This window comes from Pelagihabitans pacificus (assembly GCF_009371985.2).
Taxonomy (GTDB): domain Bacteria; phylum Bacteroidota; class Bacteroidia; order Flavobacteriales; family Flavobacteriaceae; genus Pelagihabitans; species Pelagihabitans pacificus.
This window is the reverse complement of sequence record NZ_VIKU02000001.1, coordinates 1,229,221-1,254,063: the sequence shown is the minus strand read 5'-3', so window position 1 is coordinate 1,254,063 and position 24,843 is coordinate 1,229,221. Positions and strand designations below refer to the sequence as shown.

General features: G+C 44.5%; 22 protein-coding genes. 10 read left to right on the top strand and 12 right to left on the bottom strand.

The window, feature by feature from the left end; genetic code table 11:
* The first annotated feature begins 26 nt into the window (after positions 1–26).
* Positions 27–1,385 (top strand): DUF5689 domain-containing protein, encoded by a 1,359-nt coding sequence (locus tag FK220_RS05560; protein WP_152573267.1) that lies wholly within the window; start codon positions 27–29, stop codon positions 1,383–1,385.
* A 23-nt stretch (positions 1,386–1,408) separates the two neighbouring features.
* On the opposite strand, the gene FK220_RS05555 is transcribed toward FK220_RS05560, so the two are convergent.
* Both FK220_RS05555 and FK220_RS05550 read right to left on the bottom strand, forming a co-directional pair.
* Complete coding sequence (locus FK220_RS05555; RefSeq protein WP_317168305.1) at positions 1,409–1,819, bottom strand: response regulator; 411 nt, start codon at positions 1,817–1,819, stop codon at positions 1,409–1,411.
* A 13-nt stretch (positions 1,820–1,832) separates the two neighbouring features.
* A complete protein-coding gene (locus FK220_RS05550) occupies positions 1,833–3,650 on the bottom strand; it encodes a PAS domain-containing protein (protein ID WP_152573266.1) in 1,818 nt (605 codons plus the stop codon).
* 232 nt (positions 3,651–3,882) lie between these two features.
* Here FK220_RS05550 and FK220_RS05545 point away from each other — a divergent pair, with 232 nt between their 5' ends.
* The 3 genes from FK220_RS05545 (at position 3,883) to FK220_RS05535 (ending at position 5,852) form a co-directional block, all read left to right on the top strand.
* Positions 3,883–4,359 (top strand): ankyrin repeat domain-containing protein, encoded by a 477-nt coding sequence (locus FK220_RS05545; protein WP_152573265.1) that lies wholly within the window; start codon positions 3,883–3,885, stop codon positions 4,357–4,359.
* Between the two features lie 76 nt (positions 4,360–4,435).
* Positions 4,436–5,074 (top strand): NUDIX hydrolase, encoded by a 639-nt coding sequence (locus FK220_RS05540; RefSeq protein ID WP_152573264.1) that lies wholly within the window; start codon positions 4,436–4,438, stop codon positions 5,072–5,074.
* A 1-nt stretch (position 5,075) separates the two neighbouring features.
* On the top strand, positions 5,076–5,852 hold the full coding sequence (locus FK220_RS05535) for an amidohydrolase (protein ID WP_152573263.1): 777 nt from the start codon (positions 5,076–5,078) through the stop codon (positions 5,850–5,852).
* On the opposite strand, the gene FK220_RS05530 is transcribed toward FK220_RS05535, so the two are convergent.
* Both FK220_RS05530 and FK220_RS05525 read right to left on the bottom strand, forming a co-directional pair.
* The gene (locus FK220_RS05530) at positions 5,836–7,410 is read right to left on the bottom strand and encodes an Ig-like domain-containing protein (RefSeq protein WP_238718903.1); all 1,575 of its coding nucleotides are present in this window, start codon (positions 7,408–7,410) and stop codon (positions 5,836–5,838) included. The two genes, FK220_RS05535 and FK220_RS05530, sit on opposite strands and share 17 nt — an antisense overlap.
* A 129-nt stretch (positions 7,411–7,539) precedes the next feature.
* A complete protein-coding gene (locus tag FK220_RS05525; protein ID WP_152573261.1) occupies positions 7,540–8,124 on the bottom strand; it encodes a ComF family protein in 585 nt (194 codons plus the stop codon).
* A 169-nt stretch (positions 8,125–8,293) separates the two neighbouring features.
* On the opposite strand from FK220_RS05525, the gene FK220_RS05520 reads away from it, so the two are divergent.
* A complete protein-coding gene (locus FK220_RS05520) occupies positions 8,294–9,190 on the top strand; it encodes a hypothetical protein (protein WP_152573260.1) in 897 nt (298 codons plus the stop codon).
* A 49-nt stretch (positions 9,191–9,239) separates the two neighbouring features.
* Positions 9,240–10,781 (top strand): glycine--tRNA ligase, encoded by a 1,542-nt coding sequence (locus FK220_RS05515; RefSeq protein WP_152573259.1) that lies wholly within the window; start codon positions 9,240–9,242, stop codon positions 10,779–10,781.
* Positions 10,782–11,384: 603 nt separating this feature from the next.
* Here the strand turns inward: FK220_RS05515 and FK220_RS20035 are convergent.
* The 3 genes from FK220_RS20035 to FK220_RS05500 all read right to left on the bottom strand — a co-directional run bounded on the left by FK220_RS20035 (position 11,385) and on the right by FK220_RS05500 (position 15,046).
* Complete coding sequence (locus tag FK220_RS20035) at positions 11,385–12,077, bottom strand: serine hydrolase domain-containing protein (protein WP_238718902.1); 693 nt, start codon at positions 12,075–12,077, stop codon at positions 11,385–11,387.
* Between the two features lie 344 nt (positions 12,078–12,421).
* Positions 12,422–14,494 (bottom strand): TonB-dependent receptor family protein, encoded by a 2,073-nt coding sequence (locus FK220_RS05505; protein WP_152573258.1) that lies wholly within the window; start codon positions 14,492–14,494, stop codon positions 12,422–12,424.
* A gap of 30 nt (positions 14,495–14,524) precedes the next feature.
* A complete protein-coding gene (locus tag FK220_RS05500; RefSeq protein ID WP_152573257.1) occupies positions 14,525–15,046 on the bottom strand; it encodes a hypothetical protein in 522 nt (173 codons plus the stop codon).
* Between the two features lie 131 nt (positions 15,047–15,177).
* Between FK220_RS05500 and FK220_RS05495 the strand changes: the two genes are divergently transcribed.
* Positions 15,178–15,942, top strand: coding sequence for an exodeoxyribonuclease III (locus tag FK220_RS05495; protein ID WP_152573256.1), 765 nt, complete (start codon positions 15,178–15,180; stop codon positions 15,940–15,942).
* A gap of 61 nt (positions 15,943–16,003) precedes the next feature.
* On the top strand, positions 16,004–17,044 hold the full coding sequence (locus FK220_RS05490; RefSeq protein ID WP_152573255.1) for an NADP(H)-dependent aldo-keto reductase: 1,041 nt from the start codon (positions 16,004–16,006) through the stop codon (positions 17,042–17,044).
* 3 nt (positions 17,045–17,047) lie between these two features.
* Here FK220_RS05490 and radA read toward each other — a convergent pair whose 3' ends face one another.
* From radA to panC, 5 genes are all read right to left on the bottom strand, one after another.
* On the bottom strand, positions 17,048–18,409 hold the full coding sequence (radA, locus tag FK220_RS05485; RefSeq protein WP_152573254.1) for a DNA repair protein RadA: 1,362 nt from the start codon (positions 18,407–18,409) through the stop codon (positions 17,048–17,050).
* A 193-nt stretch (positions 18,410–18,602) separates the two neighbouring features.
* The gene (locus FK220_RS05480; protein ID WP_152573253.1) at positions 18,603–19,742 is read right to left on the bottom strand and encodes an alpha/beta hydrolase; all 1,140 of its coding nucleotides are present in this window, start codon (positions 19,740–19,742) and stop codon (positions 18,603–18,605) included.
* Positions 19,743–19,769: 27 nt separating this feature from the next.
* Positions 19,770–20,711: a lysylphosphatidylglycerol synthase transmembrane domain-containing protein gene (locus FK220_RS05475; protein WP_317168304.1), complete on the bottom strand. Its 942-nt coding sequence runs from the start codon at positions 20,709–20,711 to the stop codon at positions 19,770–19,772.
* A 113-nt stretch (positions 20,712–20,824) separates the two neighbouring features.
* Positions 20,825–21,175 (bottom strand): aspartate 1-decarboxylase, encoded by a 351-nt coding sequence (panD, locus tag FK220_RS05470; RefSeq protein ID WP_152573251.1) that lies wholly within the window; start codon positions 21,173–21,175, stop codon positions 20,825–20,827.
* Between the two features lie 10 nt (positions 21,176–21,185).
* The gene (gene panC / locus FK220_RS05465; protein ID WP_152573250.1) at positions 21,186–22,034 is read right to left on the bottom strand and encodes a pantoate--beta-alanine ligase; all 849 of its coding nucleotides are present in this window, start codon (positions 22,032–22,034) and stop codon (positions 21,186–21,188) included.
* Between the two features lie 103 nt (positions 22,035–22,137).
* Between panC and FK220_RS05460 the strand changes: the two genes are divergently transcribed.
* Together FK220_RS05460 and FK220_RS05455 are read left to right on the top strand one after the other, a co-directional pair.
* Positions 22,138–22,947, top strand: a complete 810-nt coding sequence (locus tag FK220_RS05460) for a glycogen/starch synthase (protein ID WP_152573249.1) — start codon at positions 22,138–22,140, stop codon at positions 22,945–22,947.
* Between the two features lie 5 nt (positions 22,948–22,952).
* On the top strand, positions 22,953–24,818 hold the full coding sequence (locus FK220_RS05455; RefSeq protein WP_152573248.1) for a DUF4270 family protein: 1,866 nt from the start codon (positions 22,953–22,955) through the stop codon (positions 24,816–24,818).
* Positions 24,819–24,843: the final 25 nt, after the last annotated feature.

The following is a 24,843-nucleotide window of genomic DNA, read 5'->3' as shown; positions in this document are numbered from 1 at the left end:
AAAGCGAGCGCATCAAAACAGTAGCAATGAGTGGAAAAACAATAGTTATTTGGTCGGTGGCCCTGTCACTTTTAAGCTGTGTCAAAAATCGTAACTTCGACCTGCCGGAAAGTGATTGTACCAGCGAATTGGTTGCCAATAGCACCTATGCGGAGGTTAAGGGTTTATATATCGACCAAACCGTACAGATACAGGAAGATCTGGTGATTGAGGGGTATGTGACTTCTTCCGATAAAGCTGGTAACTTCTTCAATATCTTGCATTTTCAAGATTTGCCAAACAACCCAACAGCAGGTTTCCAGATAGAAATCGATGTGCGGGACTCCCATCTGTTTTATCCCCCGGGAGCGAAAATATGGATCAAACTAAAAGGACTTTATTTAGGAAAGAGCAAAGGTGTTTTCAAGTTAGGCGGTGTCTTTACCTCTTTTGGGAACATATCGGTCGGGAGATTGCCTAACACCGTTGTCGACCAACATATTTTTGTTTCCTGTGATGAACCTGCCGCCTTGATTCCGACTGCTTCCGAAATAACAGGATTGAACGAATCCCTGACCAATACCTTGGTGCAATTGCCAACTGTTGAAATCACTGCGGAGGAATTGGGCCAAAACTTTGCCTTGGAACAGGAAGAGACCGAACGCACCCTGGTAGACTGTTTGGACAATGAACTAGTGCTGTTGAATAGCGGTTTCGCGGATTTTCAAGCCGAGTTGCTACCGGAAGGCAACGGGACCATTTTGGGCGTGCTTCTCCGCGAAAATGAGGAGTATTCCTTGGCCATTCGAGATTTGGGCGATATCGATTTTTCAGGGGAACGTTGTGAGGAGGTCATCGATGAATTTACTTCGAACCGATTGTTTATTTCAGAACTGGCCGACCCCGATAATAACACCGGGGCACGATTCGTAGAGCTGTATAATTACGGTACCGAAGCACTTCCCTTAAAAGGTTGGCAACTGCAACGTTATACGAACGAAAAAACAGAGTTGAGCTCAACCATCGATTTGTCGGCTCTTGTCATTGGGCCGGAAAGTACATTGGTGATTTCCCCCAATGCCGATGAGTTCGAGGCAGTCTACGGTTTCGCCCCCGATTTGGGTGTGGGCACTAATAGTCCTGCCGACTCCAACGGTGATGACAACCTGGTGCTGGTAGATCCTTTCGGTACGGTTATAGACGTTTTTGGAGTCGTGGGAGAAGATGGTTCGGGCACCAATCACGAATTTGAAGATGGTAAGGCTTTGCGTCGATTGGACATAACGCAGGGCAACGCCATTTATACCTTTGGTGAATGGATCATTTACAATGATACTGGTGAGGATGGCACTATCAACCAACCCCAGATCGCCCCGGACGATTTTGGACCGGGAAAAAGGGATTGACCATAAAAATACTTTAGCAAGGGTTATCCAAAATTCTGAAGCACCTTTTCCAAGTCTTCCGGTGATACCGGTTTCAGAATGTAGTTGTTGACCACTTCGTAGTCCTTGATCCGTTCGAGGTCACGAGGGTCGATGGAAGAGCTGATGATATAGATAACTACCTTCTCCCGATTGTGGTTGGGTATTTTTACGAAGTCTTCCAAGAACTCCCACCCATTCATGATAGGCATGTTCAAATCCAAAAAAATTACCTCCGGCAAGTCCTCCCCCCTAGTGGTGATTTCATTTAGGCCATCGATGGCATCCTGTCCGTTGTTGAAGACCAAGATCTGATTACAGAAATTTACCTCGTTCATCATGCGCTTGGTTCCATAGATGAAGATGGGATCGTCATCGATGATACAGGCACTTTCAATTTTTTTCATTGTCATCATAGCGTTGGTGTTTTTATGTTTGTTGAAAGTAGAGCCGAAAGTTAGTACCAACGCCTACCGCGCTGGTCACCTCGATTTGACCGTTCATGGCCTCCATTTGGTTCTTTGTTATGAAAAGTCCTATACCTTTTGCATCTTTATGCTTGTGAAAGGTCTTGTACATGCCAAACAGCTTTTTACCGTGTCGCTCCAAATCAATTCCAAGTCCGTTGTCCGAGAAGGTGACGACCAATTTTCCATCTTCCTCATTTTCTGCCTTTACCGAAATTACCGGCGGTCGTTTGGGCGAGGAGTATTTGATACTATTGGTGAACAGGTTCAAAAGGATACTGTCCAAATAAGCAGGAATCGCATTCACGGTCATTTCTTTTGCCACCTTCACTTTGACCGTTACTTCTTTTTCCTTTAACAGTAATGCCAGATTCTTTTGAACACCTGAAATGGTATCCAGGAGATTTACCGATTTCATTTTGTCGATGGCACCTGTTTTTACCTGCACCACCTCGTTTAAATGAAGGACGGTTTCGTTAAGGCTCTCCGTGGCATTGCCAAGCATATCTAGAAGATTCTTTCTTTCGTTTTCATCCTCTTCTTGCGACAAGAATCCCGATAACATGGAAAGATTGCTCGAATGCGATCGTAGGTTGTGGGAAACGATGTGGGCGAAGTTCAACAGGCTATTGTTCTGTTCGCTGGTGATGTCCAATAGGTTTTTTAGTTTTTTTTCGGCCCTCTTGTCCTCGGTAATATCCCAATTGGCCCCGACCATTCGAACGGGATTTCCGTTTGTGTCCCTACGCACCGTTGATTCCGCTTTGATATATCGTATTTCCCCATTGGGCCAGATGACCCGGAATTCGGCATTGAATTCTTGGACCCCCGCAATGGCCATTTCAACCCCTTTTTGGGAACGCTCCTTGTCATCCGGATGTACAGCGGCTTCCCAAGCTTCGACCACACCACCGAAGTCGGAAGGTTTGATGCCATATAGTTTGTACATATTGTCGTCCCATACCAAGTTGTTATGAACAATGTCGTAGTCCCAAATACCTATTTTGGCGGCATGAGTGGCAATGGCCAAACGGTCGGAAACCGTTTGGTATTCCAATTGCATTCGTTTTTTTTCGTCGATGTCCTGAAAAGTGCCATAAATACGAACGCACTTTCCGTTTATTGTTTCGGCCTCTCCCTTGGCCCGTACCCAGACCTCCCTTCCCGTGGCGGTGATGATGATAAGTTCTGTATCCCATGGGGTTCCTTGGGTCATTGCCTCGGTTACCAAACGGGTTATTTCGTTCCGATGCCAGCCTTCCTTATAGAAGTTGATACCCTCTTCAAGATTGGGTTCATAGTCTTCCGGCACTTCGTGGATTTCCCTGGTAATCTGCGTCCAGTAGACTTTGTTGGAAGTCATATCCACCTCCCAACCCCCAATACGCGCAACGCTCTTGGCTTTTAATAAGAGTTCCTCCTTTAATTTCTCCTCGGTGATATCCTCTTGTACCATAATCAGGCCTCCTATTCGGTCTTCCTCGTCTCTCCAAGGTTTCATTTTCCATTTCAGCCATTGTACGGTGCCATCCGGATGTATAAATTTTTGTCCGTTATTACTGTTGGATGCACCCGCTAGGCAATCCACATGAATTTGCCTTAGCGTTTTAGGAGTGTTTGGCGCAATATCATATAAGGATTTTCCCTGAAGCGTTTGACGTCCTTGGCCAAATTTAATCGACCAGATATCAGAGTGGCTGATAAAACACATTTGGGTATCGAAAATGGCCACTGCCATTGGGGAATCCTTGATCAAAAAGTTGGTGGTTAATGTTTTCAATGGGGATGGTTTTTGCTGTTTAAAGATAGCGTTATTCCCAATAACGTAGGAATATACCGTAAAATTGTTTCATTTTTACCTATATTTTATTGGCTTTTGATGCTTTTGACTCGTGCTTAGCGCTAATTTCGGTCGATGGTTATACCGTGAGGCAAAATCTGTAACTGTGGAAAGCATAGCTTCTGAAAATGAATCGGCAGTTGTTTCGGTTCATTATTCTTACTTTTAGGGTATGCAAAACACGGAAGCTTTTTTCAATGAAATCAGAAATGGCAACCTGAAGGCCCTTCAAGAAATGTTGCTCGAAAACCCGGATTTCATCAGTGTCAGGGACCAACGTGGCAGTACACCCTTAATTCTTGCTACCTATTACGGCCATGCGAAGTTGGTAGATTTGCTCCTAGATCAAGGAGCCGTTATCGATGCAAAAGATGCCTCGGGCAATACGGCCCTAATGGGCGTCTGTTTTAAGGGATATACCGAAGTCGCCAAGAAACTGTTGGAGAAGGGAGCCAACGTAAACGAACGCAACGCCATGGGAGGCACTTGCCTAATTTATGCCACTACCTTTAACCGCTTGGAAATCGCGCGATTGCTTCTGGAGCACGGTGCCGATACCTCCGTCAAGGATGGTAGGGGCCACACGGCATTGGACCATGCCAAGATGCAGGGGATACCCGCCTTGATCGAACTACTGCAGGCCAGATGACATCTAGTATTTATGGGTGGATACTTAAAGAAGAATTAAGTGAGGGTTTCTTTAAAAAGAAGGTAGCTAATAAGATATGGGCGGTAGCAATTTAGATGGATTTCGGCAATTGGAACTTATCAAACGAATCAAGGCCTTGGCAGATACAGGGCTGATTTATGCGGAGAACGGCTACGACCGGGAACGGTATGAGGAGCTTATGAACATCAGTTTGCAATTGATGGCCCATACTGCCGACCGACCCTTGGCGGTCCTTAAGGATTTTTTCATGCCCGCGAACGACTACCCCACCGTAAAGGTCGATGTACGCGGTTTTGTGCTGAACGAGGCCGATGAAATCTTGATGGCCAAGGAAAGCGTTGATGGGAAATGGGCCATTCCCGGCGGTTGGGCCGATGTAGGGGACTCCCCCTCAGAAGCCGTGGTCAAGGAAATTTATGAGGAGACCGGTCTCACTACGAAGGTCGTTCGGTTATTAGCGGTATACGATAAAAAATGCCATCCACATCCGCCACAACCTTTCTATATTTATAAGCTGAATTTCCTTTGTAAGATAACAGGGGGTAAATTAAGGCATGGTTTTGATATGCAGGGGGCTGCCTTCTTTCGGCTCGACACACTTCCCGAACTATCCGAAGACCGTATACTAAAATCGCAATTGGAACATTTATATCAACTGGTCAAAAATCCCGATAGTCACGTATATTTTGATTAATATGGAAGAAAAACTACAGGTAGCGTTGGTACAAAGTGAGGTGGTCTGGGAAAATCCCGACGCTAATTTTGAACATTTCTCCCAACAGCTCGATAAGATTTCAAAAGCGGCCGACCTTATTCTTTTGCCTGAAATGTTCACGACAGGCTTTACCATGCACCCGGAGAAGATTGGAAATGAATACGGAGGCCTTACCCTGGATTGGATGCGACAAAAAGCGATTGAAAAAAAAGCCGCCTTGGCGGGAAGCCTTCCCTTCTACGAAAACGGCAGCCATGCGAATCGATTATTTTTCGTATTACCCGACGGCAACTACTATCAATACGATAAACGACATACTTTCACCCTGGCAGGGGAAGATAAGGTCTACAAAGCGGGAGCCGAACGATTGATCGTATCTTATAAGGGATTCAAAATCTGCCCCATGATTTGTTACGACCTTCGATTTCCGGTCTGGGCGAGAAACACGGTAGACTACGATGTATTGTTCTATGTGGCCAATTGGCCCAAACCTAGGATTGCTGCCTGGGATACTTTGTTAAAGGCACGCGCCATTGAAAACATGGCCTACTGCATCGGTCTGAATCGGGTAGGAACCGATGAAACAGGCTTGGAATACCCAGGTCATTCAGCGGTTTATGATGGTCTTGGGGAGCAATTGGTTTTTTCTATGGATGCAGAAACCCGTTATGCTACCTTGCACAAAGAACACCTAGAGACCATTCGAAAACAATTGCGGTTTTTGGAGGATAGAGATCAATTCACTCTATCAACGTGAACGTTTCTATCATCTCCCAATTGGCCCTGAGTTCAATCGGTTTGGGATAATAACTTACTTTTTCGGGCTGAAGTCTTTGAAGAAAATTTCCCGTATCCCATTTCCTGTTTTGATTCGTGTCAAAAATAACGCGAACGATATAGATTCCGGGTTCGATGTTGTTGAACTGAAAGGCACGAGGTTGCTCCGCGTATTGCTCTATTTGGGTTTCCCCCTGTTCATTGGTCAACTGCAGAATTAGGGGGTAGGTAACCGCACCTTCAAGATTCACGGTTAGATTGGCATAATCGGCCGGACTTTTCGTTGAAAGACTGTACAAAAGACTGTCGTTGGTTCCTTCGAAAAAATCGGTGATGGCCCCGGGCAATAATTCGATGTTATAGGTTTGGTTCGGCTCCACTTCAAAGTCGAAATCGACCTTGTTTTCAATCGAATCCAAATCTACTTGGAAAGGTACTGGTATGGAGTCCTTGTCAATGACCTGTATTTGAGTCGAATCGATGGAGGTCAATGGAATGTTCGCGGCAATGTGAAAAGAGTCGTTAAAATTATAAGTACCCCTGAAGTTGGGGTTCAAGACCAAGGAGTCGATAGCGACTTTTCTTGTTTTTACATTGAATGTGTCGATGCGTTGGTACGCTTCATTGGTTACGGTAAATAGGATAGAATCCGTTTCAAAGGGCGTAAACCAAAAATTCAATGTGTCTTTATCCCGCTCCCTTAACACTTTGGTGCGAACAGTGTCGGGTAGTGCGCTCATCGGTTCGATTTTGACCTCCTTACCATCTCCATAGTATCCGAAAATGATTTTGTTGCTAGCGGCAAAACTAGGCACCGAAAGATTGTAGTCGGGGATTTCCCTAAAAAGGTTCAATAAGTAGGTCGAATCGGTAGGAATTGAAATCGTGTCCTCTACGAAGCCGATTTTATCCGTGTTTTGGTCAAAAACATTGTTCTTGGCCTCATCTTTTAAAGCGAATAAGGCATACCTACCCTCCTTGATATTGCTAATTTTGAAGATAATGGCACTGTCTAGGGTATTGGTAATATAGTTGGGGGGCCTTTGAAAAACGGTTGAATCGGTATACATACTATCTATTTCATATAGCATTACACTAATGAAGTCGTCGGCCTTTTTGTTCAATGCATCCTTCACGACCCCATTGAGAGTCAACGAATCGATAAAATCCCCAGTGGAAAAAACATAGGTCAGAAAGGGATACGGATTGCCCTCGTTATTGTCTACGATACTCTGCCCGAAGTTAAAGGTATAGGTGGTATTTTCCTTTAGCGTATCCTTTATCGTAACTTCTACCACTTTGCCGGTGCCACCTTGGGGGGTGATTTCCGGTAGGTATTTCAAAGGAGGGGATACAATTAGTTGCTCTTGCAGGTTCTCGAGCTTAACGTATTCGTCGAAATAAAGCTTTATTTTGTTTGTCTTGAAATTGACGGTCATATTGTCGGGATCCGATCGTAACAATATCGGGGGGGCTTCATCTTTCGGACCGCCAGTGGGGCTTCCCCTTTTAGCACATTGCCACAATGCGGAAACCATAAAGAATAAAAATAACCCCGCTAAAAAACGTCGCATCATGATTATTGCCTTGCTAGCCGCAAAGAAACGATTTATTTGCAAAATGTGCGGGTACTCGGAACCCCTGGGTCATAAAAATATGTTATTTTACTAGGTAAGTGGCACTACTGCCATACTCGTCAGGTAAACACCGATGCCGGGAACCTGTAGGAGCGCCTCGGTGCAGATTTCCATGGTTGCCCCAGTAGTGATGACATCGTCGACCAAGAGTACGTTTTTGTTTTTGAGCGCTTTCATATCAGATAGGATGTAAAGTGCCTTATTGTTTTGCCAACGTCCGATTCTTCCTTTTTTGGTCTGGGTTTTGGTATTGGCCGTTTTCAAAAGTAGGTCATCTACAAAAGTGGCCTCGAGGTGGTGAGCAAGCTTTTTGGCAAAACCGGTCACTTGATTATAGCCCCTTTTCCTTAATTTTTTGGTGTGCAAGGGAACGGGAATAACAAAATCGATAATACCTTGCAGACCGGGATCTTCTTTCAAAATTTGACCGTACCAATCCCCCAAAAAGGGTGCTAATTGTTCTTGATTTCTGTATTTCAGGTGGTGAATAAGGTGCTGAACCACGCTATTTTCCCGATAAAAAAGAAAAGAACTTGATTTTTTAACATCAATTCTTCCATAAAATATACGGTCAACGGAATTTTCTGCGTTAAAGGTATACTCGGTGAACGGCATATCGTTTCGACAAATGGTACAAAGTAGTTGTTCTCCCCTGTATAAATGGGCATTACATCCAAAACACACCTTGGGTAGTATCGTGGAGTTGATATCATTTAGTATATTTGCTAGATTGGAGAAGAACAAATCTTAACGCTTTAGAACCTACTTAACGCTCACCTGATTAATGAATAGTCAAGATACTAAATTCAATTATAAAATCATCTTTGCTGCCTTGGTGGCCGTAATCTTGGGTATTCTAATTGCCTTTTATTACAGTTATGCCCAATCCAAGACCCAGATTAACTACTTGGAAGAAGAAAAGGCGCTCCTGATAAAGGATCTTACCTTAATGAAAGCGGATGTTGATCGCCTAACTGCCCGCGACGAAGTGAGTACGATTGAAATTCAAAACGCCAAATTTAGGGTACAGGAACTTCTCGATTCCGTTGGGAGGCTTAATTTTACCGTTGAAAGGTTGAGGGAGTACAAAACGGAGCTCAGAAGGCTTGAAGCCAAAAACGACAGTCTACGGCTTAAGAATAATTTCTTGAAATACAACAACATGCTCCTTGCGGATAAGTACGAGGAGACCAGGAAGCAGATCGAGGAACTACGGGGCAAGAGTAGTTCGTTGGCCGAAGCCGAGGCGTTACAGCGCAAAAAAATATTGGAGTTGAACAAGCAACTCAAAATGAAGAGCTACCTCAAAATACAGAACGCCCAGGGCAGTGGGTTTCGCCTGAGGGGTGGCAGGCCCATCCAGACCAATAAGGCCTCTACCATCGAAAAGTTACGGGGAACGGCGATTATTTTGCCCGATCCCACCGCCAGCGGTACCGAAAAGGTGATTTACTTCCAGTTTTTGGGTCCGAACATGCAAATAATAGAAGACAATGCCAATACCATTACCGTAAACGGAAATGTCTATAGCAAACGGGTCGAGTTTCTTTTTGATGGGGAACAAACCCAGGTAAACGACTTTGTAACCTTCCCCGAAGGTTCATTGGAACCGGGTACCTACACGCTCAATGTTTTCGAGGATGAGCGACTCTTGTCCTCCTCGGAATTTCAGCTAAAATAATTTGTAAAATTCTCTCCGCTCTCTTAGGGTAAAATTCTATTTTTGCCCAATGGCAAATCAAGAAGATATTTTTAAGAAGGTAATCTCCCATGCAAAGGAGTATGGGTATGTATTTCAATCGAGCGAAATTTATGATGGTTTGAGTGCGGTGTACGATTACGCGCAGAACGGGGCTGAACTCAAGAAAAATATTCGGGAGTATTGGTGGCGAGCCATGGTGCAGCTTCACGAAAATATCGTTGGTATCGACGCGGCCATTTTTATGCACCCAACGACTTGGAAAGCTTCGGGACACGTAGATGCCTTCAACGACCCCTTGATCGACAATAAAGACTCGAAAAAAAGATATCGGGCCGATGTTTTGGTCGAAGATCATACCGCCAAAATAGAGGCCAAAATCGAAAAAGAAGTGAAGAAAGCCGCCAAGCGTTTCGGCGATGCATTTGACAAAACCCAATTTTTGGCGACAAATCCACGGGTTTCCGGATACCAAAATCAAATAGATACGATTCTGAAAAGACTGGCAAAGTCGTTGGAAAATGAGGACTTGGCCGATGTGAAAGCGCTGATCGAGGAATTGGAAATTGCATGCCCCGTATCGGGATCCCGGAATTGGACCGATGTCAAACAATTCAACCTGATGTTCGGGACCAAGTTAGGGGCTTCGGCCGATACGGCGATGGACCTTTACCTGCGACCGGAAACTGCCCAAGGTATTTTTGTCAATTTTTTGAACGTTCAGAAAACCGGGCGTATGAAGATTCCATTCGGCATCGCCCAGACCGGAAAAGCGTTTCGAAACGAAATTGTGGCCAGACAGTTTATTTTTCGGATGCGGGAATTCGAACAGATGGAGATGCAGTTCTTCATCAAACCCGGCACCCAAAAAGTTTGGTACGACTACTGGAAAGAGGCTCGATTAAAATGGCATCTATCCTTAGGGTTGGGCGAGGAGAACTACCGTTTTCACGATCATGAAAAACTGGCGCATTATGCCGATGCTGCCGCCGATATCGAGTTCCGGTTTCCCTTTGGCTTCAAGGAGTTGGAAGGCATTCATTCCCGAACCGATTTCGATTTGGGCGCCCATGAGAAATATTCCGGTAAGAAATTGCAGTATTTCGATCACGAGGAGAATGAAAGCTACGTGCCCTACGTAGTGGAAACTTCTATCGGTCTCGATCGGATGTTCCTGGCCGTGTTTTCACATGCCCTTGAAGAAGAGGAATTGGAAAACGATACTAACCGAACCGTCTTAAAGCTTCCGGCCGTATTGGCGCCTACCAAGGCGGCCGTATTACCGTTGGTCAAAAAAGATGGTCTGCCCGAAATCGCCCATCAAATCGTGGATGAGTTGAAATGGGACTTCAACGTTATCTATGATGAAAAGGATGCCGTTGGAAGGCGTTACCGACGACAGGATGCCGCTGGCACACCTTTTTGCATTACGGTAGATCACCAAACTTTGGAGGACCAAACCGTAACGCTACGTCATCGGGATAGTATGGAACAGCAGCGGGTAGCCATTCCCGAGGTGGGCACTATTATCGCCGAGGCCGTCGACATGAAGACTTGGTTGAAGAAAATTTAGTCGTTGGTTACCAGGGAACGGGGTTTGTTTTATTTTGTTTGCCTGGTAGCATCCGGGTGGTACCATTTGCCATTCTACGAAAGTACAAAGGTTCAAGGTAGTAGTAGGGTGAACTCGAAACTTGGAACGCTGCGAAAGACCATTAAACAGCTAGGCCATAAATTATGCACTTTGTTAAGTCCTTTTTTTATTTGTTGCCTACTTGCTTAAATAATCAAAAATGTTTTCTCCGAGTTCCTCCCCGTATTCTGAATTGGTAAATACTACAAAACCCTATTTTTTTTCGGTGTTGAACAAATACCAACAGGTAAACCCATCATTACTGCCACTATGGAAGTATGTGTTCTGATAATCGTTATCTCCGGTAATGTATCCTAGTGAATAATAATAAGTTACACCGGAATCCGATGTATGAAGTTTTGAATGATGTTTGAATAATTCATTGTAGCTATTACCGGTTAATAATTCTCTGTTCATTACGCCTACCATCCATTTTGAAAAATCAATTGATTCGGTGTGAATTGACGAGGGTGCGACGAATATTCCTTTATCTTTTTTATACCAGTAGTTGTTTTTTAAATCAATCCAATTATTGTCCTTATCTTAAGGTTCTGCTTTATTTTGTTCCATATATTCGGTGGGAATAAATACCGTATGCTCCATGTTCAAGGGTTTGGCTACCTTATTCTGAAATTTACTTTCTAAATCAGCCCAATTTCCTCCATCCATTTCTTTCAAAACCATCGCTAGATATTGATAGCCTTCTCCAGAATATTCAAAATCGGTTCCAGGCTCAAACTTAATTTTCAACTTTTTGTCCGGTTCATTTTCTCGCCAGTTCGGAAATCCGGAACGATGACTCAACACCATGCGTGCGGTTATTGCTTTGTATCTTTCATCATGGGCAATATCAGGATATGCCAAATATTCAAATAAAGGTTTATCCAAATCCAACCTACCTTCTTCAACATATTTCATTACAAAAAATGAGAATATCGATTTTGATATCGAGGCGCCCTCAAAAATTGTTTTCTTAGTGACTTTTATCTTTTCTTCAAGATTGGCATACCCATACGTTTGATGATGGACTATTTTCCCCTTATTAATGATAGCTAAAGACGCTCCGGGGATTTTCAACTCCTGCATTTTTGTCTTGACATGATAATCGATTGAATCTTTTAAGATATATATGCCTTGAAAATTTTCGATTTCTTCTTTCCCAGGAGAAGAACAATTGTTTAATTGGATAAAAGAAATTACAATAAAAAGTAAAGGACTTAATCTATATTTTAACAAAACAGCGGTTTTTTTAAGATTTATATGTAATTACCTGTATAGACGTAGGTTAACTAGGAAAGGTTGCCTGAGTGTTATTTAATATCTTAAATGAGCGTCTAACAAGAATATAGATTATTCTATTCTACAGCGCTATAATGCCGATAATTCGGTCAAATCCCCTTAGAAAGAAGTAGCTACGGGAGAGTAGCAGTAGGTCACGCGTGTAGTATCCATTTACAGAAGGTATTATGACTTGCTCAATGGTGTATTGAATAGCTATTCAGCGTATGGGTTTTATTGCTTTTGAATGCGGTGGCATATGTTTCCGATCCGCCCATTTCAGAGAACACTGGCAAAGAATGTCACAGTCGATACCCGAGTCGAAGCCCTCCGTAGCAGTTTCGGGCATCCCCGGGATAGAAATAGCGGGGTTCGTTGCCGCCAAAAGCTTGGGTGTTGATCAGCACGGATTGTGCGTAGACCGTGTCGAACAGATTATTGATTCCGAAGTCGGCTCCCAGCGTAAACCGATCCGTCAATTTATGTTGGTAGCCCAAGCGGGTGGTTACTACGGTAAAGGGATCGCTATACAGGTCGGCTTCGTCGGTCAAGGGAATTTCACCAACATGCTGTAGCGTGGTATTCCAATAAAAGTATTCTAAAAACCGCACTTGCAAGCCTGCGGTCACCCGATGGTCGGGCACTCCGGTGAGCGGATTTCCAGAGAAATCCTGCCCCTCATCGTTGAACTCCACAAATACATGGTCGTTAAAGGTATAGTTCAAAAAAGGGGTCAACTGTAGGCTTTTGGAGAGCTCCCAGTGGTAGCTCAACGCAAGTTCCAGTCCGCGATGTCGCGTTTTACCGGCATTCTTACCTACGAATTGGTCTTCATTGATTCGTTCCCCGACGAGTAGGTTATCGATATTCATCTGATACAGCGAAAAGTCAATGGCGAGTCGCCTTTGACCTAGGAACAGCCGTGTGCCCAATTCGTAATTAACTCCGGTTTCCCGGGCGATGTCCGGGTTGATGACCCCATCGGGCGTTAAGGTCTCCTCTAGGGTCGGATTGGAAAAACCACGGCTTACATTTCCGTAGATTTCGTAGTGTTCTGAAACTGCATAATTGAGGTTCACACTCGGCAAGACAATGACCTCAAAGTTTCTTTCGGCACTTTTATTGTCGGTTCCGGTATTGAACAAATCGCGGTAATCGTACTGGGTGTTGTTCACATTGAGTCCGAATTGGGCCGAAAATCGTTCCGTAAATGGAAGCAACAGGGTGCCAAAAGCATTCCATTGGCTCCGAAACTCCTTGTTGCGGGCAAACTGTGCACCTTTTAGACTTCCATTACCATTGTTGTCTTCCCACAGGTTTCGAAACTCGTCCCAATCGTACTCATCCTTGAAAAGCTCGGCCCCAAAAGTATAGCGTGCCTTCGAAGTGCGAAGGCCAAAATCTCCCGTAAACCGTGTTCGCAGTCCGAAACCCTTGGTAATTTCATCCAAGATGCCGAAGGGCCGCGCTTCTTCCTTATCCAGATAATTGTAAAAGAGGCTCGTGGCATTTTCCAATCGGTTATTGAATCGATGTGAAAAGGTAAGGCCTGCCAAGGTATAATTATTGGCTTCAAAACCTTCGGATGCACGCCAAGTAAAGGTCGCTTGTTGTGGGTCCTCGGCAAAAGCGGTCGCTCCCAAGGAACTCGGAATTTGAGCGGTAAAATCGATATGGTTCACCAAAACGGAGATCTTGTTCTTTTCATTGAGCTGGTATGAAGTGTTCAATAAAAAGCCATCGCGTTCGAAATTGCTGTTTTGACGATACCCATCGGTTTCCATATGGCCGTACTGTACTCCTAGTCGAAGCTTCCCATCGAAATGATTGAATGATAGGTTGTTTTTTAGAAGTCCGAACGAGCCAAGGGTGAGATTATTGGTAACGTTGGTCGACCGCCCCAATGCCTCCTTTGGGTTTAAAATAATGGCGCCCCCCAAATTCGTCCCATAGGCCGTGCCCTTTGGCCCTTTAATGACTTCAATTTGACGTAGGTTTTCCAAATCGTAGGCCTCGATGCTCGAAAAACCGGAACCATCGGTCACCGGAATATCCTCGTAATACATGCGTAATTTATCCGTTCCGAATAGGGTGCGCGCACCGATGCCTCGAATGGTAATGCGATTGGTGTTCAAGGCCCCCGAGAGTACATAAACCCCTGGAATCTGGTTGATTGCATTGACCATCGAAACTGGACTGTAGTTCTGGAAGACCTTGGCCGAAATTACTTCGGAAGGGACTACCCCCGTGGCATTTTTTTTCTTCAGGGCGTCCAATAGAACTACCTCATCCAGTTGGGTAATGCTATCGATGGGTATGGAATCTTGGGCGTGGACAACGCCAAGGAGTAAGAAAATCGGTAAAAAAGCCCTCATAGTTGGTTTTAGCACGACTAAAAGTAAGGTTTAAAATCGAAATCCGATCGATAAACCGCCTCGAAACAAAAAGGCATCCACCTCGTCTCGATCGGTAATCGTCCGTCCCAAACCACCGTAAAGTTCAAAAGTGAGTTTTTGGTTGAAGGTAGCCCATTTTCTGCCGAACCCAAGGCCAATGGCCGTTGCCCCATAATCGGTGTTTCTGCGGCCCAAAGTATCTTCATCGATGTCATCTTGCCCTGTAAAATACAATCCAAACGCTTCGGCGAAGAAGCCGCTTTTGGGCCGGTATCCAAAATAAGCCCTTAGGTTGGGACCAATGCCAAAATTACCATTACGCCCGGTAGCATCACCATTAAAATAAACCGTGCCTCCGATACTGGTATCTTCCGTGAAATAGTATTCATAGGAGCCTTCTACAGTGCTGTTTACCAGGAACTGCCCCATATTGAACTTTAATTCATGGTCGGTTCCGTATTGTTGATAGGCCTGTGCCATCGCTAGACTGGAAGCGGATAGAAAACCGACAAAAATCAGATATTTTTTCATTTGGAACATACTTTAGTAAAAGGAGGGTTACAAATGTTGTACCAAGCTCGCATCCAGGTTGATTTAGTATGCCGCCTGTTTTTCAAATCGTTGCTTTTTGGCTACTTTCGTCGCTCACCTAAAACTGGGGAATGAAAGTAGTATCCTATAACGTAAATGGTATCCGTGCGGCCTTGGGGAAAGGTTTTTTGGATTGGCTAAACACCGTGAATCCCGATGTGGTATGTCTTCAGGAAATCAAGGCACAGGAACACCAATTGGAGCTTTCCCTTTTTGAGGAGGCGGGGTATGGCCACAACTATTGGTTCAGTGCCCGGAAAAAAGGTTACAGCGGGGTAGCCATCCTATCCAAAAAGCAACCCGACCATGTGGAAGTGGGTACGGGAATCGAATATATGGATTATGAGGGTAGAAATCTCCGTGCGGATTATGGAGATATCTCCGTGATGAGTATGTACCTGCCCTCTGGAACCAATCTTGACCGTTTGGAATTCAAACTGCAATACATGGCCGATTTTCAACGGTACGCAGACGAACTTCGCAAAGAAAGACCAAACCTGATCGTTTTGGGCGACTACAATATCTGCCATGAGGCCATTGATATTCACGACCCGGTTCGCAATAAAAACGTTTCGGGGTTTTTACCCGTTGAGAGGGAATGGATCGGCAATTTCATCAAGAGTGGCTTTATCGATAGCTTCCGACATTTCAACAAGGAACCCGATAACTATACCTGGTGGAGCTATCGCGCCAATGCAAGAAACAATAACAAAGGCTGGCGATTGGATTACGGGATGGTTAGTGAGTCATTGGAAGATCGGCTCCAACGTTCTGTCATCCTATCCGAAGCAAAGCATAGTGACCATTGTCCGATTTTGGTCGAATTGGAAGCGTAGAAAACGATAGTGTTATAATTTGTAGATTTGTATTTCTTATAGACTGTTCCTAAATAATCGAATGAAATATACTACCCTGCCACATACCGATATCGAAGTGAGTAAGATTTGTTTGGGTACGATGACGTGGGGCAAACAGAATACCGAGGCCGAAGGGCACGAACAAATGGATTATGCTCTCGATCAAGGGGTGAATTTCTTCGATACGGCGGAACTTTATCCCATACCCGCCCACCCAGACCGCTATGCGGATACCGAAAAAATCATTGGCAATTGGTTTAAAAAAACGGGAAATCGCGATAAGGTCGTATTGGCGACTAAAATTGCAGGAAAGGCCGAGTTCTCAAAACATATCAGAACCACCGGTTTCACGAGGGAGACGATTATCAATGCGGTAGAAGGAAGCCTTGAACGTTTACAGACCGATTATATCGATTTGTATCAGCTGCATTGGCCCGATCGAAACACCAATTACTTCGGTCAACGGGGCTATACGCACAGTGCCAGCGATTATTGGGAAGACAACATTCATCAGGTATTGGAAACCCTCCGGGACCTGATTCGGGAAGGAAAAATACGACATGTAGGGCTGTCTAACGAGACTCCTTGGGGCGTTATGCGTTACTTGGAAGAGAGCAAGGTGCATGTAAGCCTTCCCAGAATGATTACGATTCAGAATCCGTATAGCCTTCTCAACCGTTTGTTCGAGGTTGGCAACGCCGAAGTGTCCCATCGGGAACGGATTGGTTTATTGGCCTATTCCCCATTGGGTTTTGGAGTTTTGAGTGGGAAATATTTAGGGGATAGGAAGCCCGACAAGGCCCGTATTACGCTGTTTCCAAATTATAAACGCTATAGCGGGGAAACGGCTACCCATGCTACCCAGCTGTATTACGAGCTGGCACAGGCCCACAATCTTTCCTTGGTACAGATGTCACTGGCCTTTGTAAATTCACGACCATTTCTTACCAGTAATATCATAGGCGCGACCTCAATGAAGCAATTACGGGAGAATATAGCCAGCATCGATATAAAGTTAAGCGATGAGGTATATCAAGGCATCGAAGCCATTCATGATAAGATACCGAATCCGGCACCTTAATATCTATCCGAACAACCCACGGACCACATCTTCGATTCGAGCGACCAATCGCACCTCGATATTGGTTTTCTTTAAACCAATTTTATTGTTCTTGGATACATAAATTGTTGTGAATCCCAATTTTTCGGCTTCTAGGATACGTTGGTCCACACGCTGTACTGGGCGTATTTCCCCGGCCAGCCCTACCTCTGCGGCGAAACACACTCCCTTTTCGATAGGGATGTCTTCATTGCTCGACAGAATTGCGGCGATGACCGCCAAATCGATAGCGGGGTCATCAACGGAGATGCCCCCGGTGATGTTCAGGAACACATCCTTGGCACCCAGCTTAAAGCCAGCACGTTTTTCCAATACAGCCAATAGCATGTTCAAACGCTTGGCATTGTACCCCGTGGTAGAACGTTGTGGTGTGCCGTAGACCGCAGTACTTACCAAGGCCTGTATTTCTATCATCAAGGGCCTCATGCCCTCGACTGTGGAGGCAACGGCCGTGCCACTTAAACCCTCATCGCTTTTCGAAATCAGTATTTCCGAGGGATTGTTCACCTGCCGTAGCCCACCACCTTGCATCTCATAGATACCCAATTCTGCCGTAGAACCGAATCTATTCTTCAAGGCACGAAGAATACGATATACATAATTTCGGTCTCCTTCAAACTGCAAGACCGTATCGACCATATGCTCCAAGATTTTGGGTCCGGCGATAGAGCCGTCCTTGGTGATGTGTCCGATAAGGATTACCGGGGTGTTTGTTTCCTTGGCAAACTTGATCAGTTCGGCCGTGCATTCCCGTATTTGGGAAATGCTTCCGGCTGCCGATTCGATATAGTCGGAATGTAAGGTCTGTATGGAATCGATGACCACGATGTCAGGTTCGGTCGCTTCGATTTGCTGAAAGATATTCTGCGTTTTGGTTTCCGTTAGGATGAGACAAGTTTCACTATTTGGATGAATCCTATCGGCCCGCATCTTGATCTGCTTTTGGCTTTCCTCCCCGGAAACATAAAGCGTTTTATACGGAAGCCTTAAAGCGATTTGCAGTAAGAGGGTACTTTTGCCCACCCCGGGCTCTCCGCCCAGTAGTACCAATGAACCGGGGACCAACCCACCCCCAAGTACGCGGTTGAATTCCAGGTCGAAAGTGTCAAGACGCACCTCCCTTTCCGTGCTAATTTCGTTGATGCGCAGTGGTTTGGGCCTTTTTCCAAGCTTTTCGGAATGGGTCTTCCAAACGGTTTTTTCCGCTTTTTGAACCACCTCTTCAACAACCGTATTCCATTCTTTACAGGCCGAGCATTGTCCGACCCATTTCGCGAATTGCGTACCGCAGTTTTGACAGAAAAAAGTAGTTTTGGTTTTAGCCATGACCGGGATTTCGGATGGGGCCAAAGATAAAACTTTGAGTTGGAACTACAGGGAATCGGAAACCCTCTGTTTTAAACAAAGATGGGATACGGTTTTTTTCTTTGGGTTATAATGAACCGCTTTGGTAAGCAACGACGTGATGTCGACACGGTGTTACCTGTTGTAAACACAAAAGGATTTTGAAAGAAAGGGCCTAGTACCCAAAATCTGCCTTTAATGCGTCGATTTTTTCGAGTGCCATTTCCTTGGTGAGAAAGTCTATCTCGTCCATACCGAAGGCTTTTTCGAAGGTTTTCAAGGCTTTTTTGGGTTCACCCATCTGTTCGTAGTACTCACCCTCGAAATAGAAACCCAACATATAACCGGTAAATTCGGTTTTACAGAGATCCGACAAAGGTTTAAGCGATTCATAATCTTCCTTTTTGCGAATGCCCGCATAAATGGCCATGATGTCGTTCAGCTCCACAGGTTTTTGAAGGCCGAAAAGGTCCTGTATGCTTTTATACTTGTCTTGAAGGTACTGGAAAACAGGTTCTTCGGATGTTAGTATTTGCTCCCTGTATTCCTTGGGGCTGATCGGTTTGAACATTCCGAAAATATTATCAAAGGCCCTGCCGATACCATAGGTGGCAATCGATATGTGATCGGCACCGGGGTATTCGTCGTAATAGTAGAACAAACTCTCTTTTTCGATGGCTTTAATGGCTTTGTCCATTTCCTTGATCCGGGCGGTATAGTCATTTTTTTCCCCTTCCATAATTAGTTGGTAGAAGATTTTCTTGTTGTGTTCGGCCAAACGGGCAGGCACGTTGGTTTCCATTCCGGGGGCCAAGGTGGGAGAGATGCTTACATAAGCATTAAAAAGGGAATTCTCCTTATACAACCAGTAGTTTTCAAAATTGGCGGTAATATCGTAACCGATGATCATCTTGAAGGGCGCGGTATTGTAATTCAAGTCGAGATACGGAATCAATTCCATCCCCAAAAACTCAAAAAATTCCTTGCCTTTTTCCGAAGGGAGGCCATTTTCTTCAAAGGCGCAATCGTCGAGTCGTACACTGTTTTCATTTTGGTTGATTCCTACAACGATCATATCCGGCATACCATGAAATTCGCTGTAAAACTTAGCGTTGGCCACCACTTGATCGTACAGATATTCGGCATCGAGTACAATCACCAAAGGATATTTCTTTTTTTCGTCGTAGTCTTCGGGAATATAATACAGTACTTCCCTGCGCTCTTGCAGTTTGAAGGATTCGAATATTTCTTGGGTTACCTGTGCGTTTGCCCCAAAGCACAAAAACAAGGCAAAAAAGGTGATAATACGTTGCATGGCTGATTTTTTGATTCGAAAAGACGCTTATCTGTCTTTGTTCCATAACGGTAATACAAGAAAAGATATTGCCCCGAACACTACGATCATCAGGGTTTGGGAAATCCACATTATCCAGCCGAAGGCCGTCCCGGAAACGGCGCTGATGCTAAAAATTTCAAGAGACTTGCTTACGGCTACCGGATAGGCCAAAAAACCACCGTTGGTGGTCATCATGGCAATAGCTCCGCCTACGAAGGCAATAAGGAGGGCCCCCAAGGAGGCGTCGGTTGTTTCGGGCACCGTGAATTTAACGACCCAAAACATGGCAAAATAGGCAAACCAGATAAAAATAGTATGTGCGATAAAGGCCCATTTGTTCCTCATCTTACCGATACTAAGAATCCCCTCCATCATATTTTTCAAGAAAGACTTGACCTTCAAGGCAAATCCCGCAGTAGATTTCCTAATCAACCGTATCGCTATGAACAGGCCAAGAATCCCGATAAGAAGTATCGACAGACTGCCTACAATGCCCAAACCACTTTCTTTCAAGAATCCGAGAATCAGTTCTGTTTGAAAGAGCAAAGCGGTAATAATGATAAGTAGGAGCATAAGCACATCGACCACCCGCTCGGTGACAATGGTGCCAAAACCTTTTTCAAAAGGAACATCTTCATATGTTGTTAGGGCTGTGGCCCTTAAAAATTCACCAGATCTGGGAACTCCCAAATTCGTCAAATAGGCGGTAAGGATGATCAATACATTATTGGTAATCTTCGGACGATAGCCCATCGGCTCCAACAAATAGTTCCAACGGATAGCCCTTGAGACATGGCTTAGCATGCCTATGAGCACGGAGACCATTATCCAGATTGGATCTGCTTTCTTGATATAGCCAAGAATCTGTTCCCTTTGCGCTTCGGTCGTTGAATAATAAAGATACCATACCAGGAAGATTCCTAGGGCAATGGGGATAATTATTTTCAAGGATTTTTTTAGGGATAGGGTCAAAATGGAAGCAGCGTCATAGTTAGAAGGCCCGAAAGTAGACCGTTATCCACAAAAATAAAATAAAAGGGACGAATAATTTTGGAATATCCTTATTCCAGTAAATTGTTCTCCTCATTGGGGAATATCAACGCGGGGTTGAAGGTTTTGGCTTCCTCTAAAGGCATCCAAGCGTAGGCAATGAGGATCAAGACGTCTCCCACGGCCACTTTTCTGGCTGCTGCCCCGTTGAGGGTAATTTCACCACTTCCCCTAGGACCCGGAATGGCGTACGTTTCCAAACGCTCGCCATTATTGTTGTTTACGATCTGTACCTTTTCTCCCTGTATGAGATTGGCAGCATCCATCAAATCTTCATCAATAGTAATGCTACCGATATAATTAAGGTCCGCGCCGGTCACCTTTACACGATGTATTTTCGATTTTACGACTTGAATTTGCATAGTCATAGGTTCAATAATTGAGGGCAATGTTGTCTATAAGTCGAACATCATCCGCATAAACGGCGATAAATGCCCGATATTTTTTGTTCCGTTGCTTTTTTGTTTCCATAGAAAGTGTATCCGCATCTGCAATCACGAAATACTCCAACTCAAGATCGGCATGGTTTTTAAACTCATTGGTAACCCAATCCGTTATTTGTTTAGCACTTTTCATGCCAAATTTTTCCCTGGCAGCAATGAGGGTTTTATATATAAAGGAAGCCTCTTGCCGTATGGTTTTGGACAGTCTTTTATTTCTGGAACTCATGGCAAGCCCATTCGATTCCCTGACAATGGGACAGCCTATGATTTCAACCGGCAAACTTTTATCGGCGACTATTTTTTTTATGATTTGAAGTTGCTGAAAGTCTTTTTCCCCAAAATAAGCCCTATCCGGAGCTACGAGCCGTAACAAGGTTTCCACAACAGTCCCTACACCGTTGAAATGGCCCTTTCGAAAGGCACCTTCCATAACCTTGTCCAAGCCATCGAAATCATAGGTGTTGGCCGTGATATCGTTTTGGTACATCTCTTCGGCTGATGGGGCAAACACAATAATTCGATCCGAAATATCCATAAGTACTGCCATATCGGCATTCAAGTCCCTTGGATATCTTTCCAGGTCTTCCTTATCATTGAACTGGGTAGGATTTACAAAAATACTTACCACCACCGAATCGTTCTCTGTAACCGCTTTCTCGACAAGTGTTGCATGCCCTTCGTGCAAAGCACCCATTGTAGGCACCAGTCCCAAACGTCCTTTGGGATCAAGGGCAGCCAAATGCGATTTTAATTGGTTTTTGGTCTTGACAAGTGGCATGGGTCTTATTTAAAAGCCAGCAAACTTACTACAAATACTGCTAATCTGCATAATTTTTGTAGTTTTGCAATTCTGTTTACACCGTTAACGAAACACAGCTTTTATGAATGGCAAAAAGATATTGTTCGTATCTTCAGAATTAGTTCCCTATCTCCCGGAAAATGAGGTGTCCTTGATGTCTTACGAAGCCCCCAGAATGGTGAATAGCAAGGGAGGGCAGATTCGAATATTTATGCCCAGGTATGGCAATATCAACGAACGTAGGCACCAGCTCCACGAGGTAATTCGATTATCGGGGATGAATTTGGTGATCAATGATATGGACATGCCCTTGATCATAAAGGTTGCCTCCATTCCACGGGAGCGGATACAGGTATACTTTATAGACAATGATGAATATTTTAAAAGAAAGGCTACCTTTAGTGATGAACAGGGAAATCTTTTTCCGGATAACGATCAACGGGCAATTTTCTTTGCGAAAGGGGTGGTCGAAACCGTTAAAAAGTTGAACTGGAACCCTGACATCATCCACGTGCATGGTTGGATGGCTTCATTATTGCCGCTCTATCTCAAAAAATACTATGCCGATGAACCGCTCTTTGCCGAGAGTAAAATAGTAACTTCGGTATACAAACAATCATTTGACGGTGCTTTGGATGCCGGCATGGTAAAAAAAATAGCTTTTGATGGTATCCCTGAGGATAGTATCGACCACCTTAAAACACCCACCTATAATAATTTGTTAAAAGTAGCTGTAGATTTTTCCGATGCAGTTATTTTAGCCTCGGAAGAAATTCCCGAAGATTTACAACAACACATTTCCAACCTTCAAATACCGGTGTTACCGTATGTCTCCTTACAAGAGTTCGAAGAGGCCTATGCAAATTTTTATAACACAGAAGTTTTAAAATAATCCGAATGACTTTTTTGAGTAGCGTAAAATCCCCTGCATTGGTGGGCCTCCTATTGTTGGTAGCATTTGTTTCTTGTGATGATGAATTGACGACGATAGGAGATCGGGTAATCGGTAGCGAACCTTTTTTTACGGGAAAGAAGGAATATGCCGTTTTTGCCTATAATAAAAGAATCGAGGCAGTACAGACCAACAAGCTTCCGGTATATCAGTTAGGGATTTATGACGACCCCGTCTATGGAAGGACCGAGGCACAGATTACCTCCCAATTGTTATTGACGACCCCGAATCCTATTTTCGGATCCTTTAGACCGGATAGGGAAGTTGCCGACCCCGAGAACCCCGCTCAGATTGCCGAAAATGAAACGGTGAAAGAAGTTTTTTTGTACATACCCTTTTTAACGAGAACAGCCACACCTCCCGATACCGACCGTGATGGGGTTCCCGACTCCCTGGACGACGAGCCGACCGACGGCACCAACGATTCCGATGGCGACAACATTAGCAACGCGGAAGAAACGGCTAATGGCACGGATCCGCTAGACGCGACATCCACCGAGGTTACCGATGAGAATCCTGCGAATACGTTCGCCAGGAGAGTTGATATCGACAGTATTTATGGTAATAGGGAGCAAGAGTTTACCTTAAAAGTACAGCGCTCCACTTTCTTTCTCCGCGACCTGGATCCGGCGACCGATTTTCAAGATCAACAAGAGTATTTCTCCACCCAGCAATTCGACCCATCCTTTGTTTCCGATTTGCTGTATGAAGACACCCAGAGTATAAGTGATAGGGAATATGTTTTTAGGAAAACCGATGATCCCAACACCGATTTGGATGAGTCCCTCGAAGTAGACCGTTTGCAACCGGGAATCCGCGTAGAATTGGATTCGCTTTTTTTTCAACAGAATATTTTGGATAAGGAAGGAAGTACCGAACTGTTGAGCCAGACGAATTTTTCCGAATTTTTAAGAGGAATACATCTATCATTGACCCCGAATGGGCAGAATGATCTTTTGATGTTACTGGATTTGGCAAGGGCCAACATAACCATTACCTATGAATATCAAAGAGTGGACACCAATGCCACCCTTTCCGATACATCGGATGATACGGTGGTAACCCAAGAGGGTACTTACGTACTTAATTTACTGCAAATTTCCGGGCAATCGGTAAATGGCAATGCGGTAAATACTTTTATAAACAACGCATATCCACAGGAGATACTCGATGATTTCGGTGACGATGTGGAGGCTTCCCGCATTTACCTAAAGGGAGGGGCCGGGTCGTACACCGAAATAAATCTCTTTGACGATGACGGGGATGAAGTTGCAGCGGGTATCGATGAGATTCGGTCCAATAATTGGATCATCAACGAAGCGAACTTGGTGTTTTATATCGATCGCGCTACCTTGGATGCCATGGGAGTCAATAATGAGGGAGATGATGCACCATCCCGCGAGCCTTTTAGACTTTATCTGTATAACACGGAAACAGGACTACCTTTGATCAATTTTGGGACAGAAAATACAGTTTCCCAAGATCTTTTTGGAAGTTTTTTGAACTATGATGGTATTATCCAGGAAGAGGACAGCAAAGGCATTAGATATGCGGTAAGGATTACCGACCACATCAATAATTTGGTCGTTAGGGAGGAAGATAATGTGAAGCTGGCACTAACGATTACACCCGATATAACAAGGTTGGCTACGCTAGACGCAATGGTGGAAGGTGATAACGGCTTGGAGGAACAGAACATTCCGATCGCTTCTACATTGACACCCGTGGGCACGATACTCTTTGGAAGCAATGAAAGCGTCGATGAAGAGGTGCGGTTGAAACTCGAGATTTTCTACACTGAGGCTAATTAAACCGCTTTTTTTTTGGTGAATACCA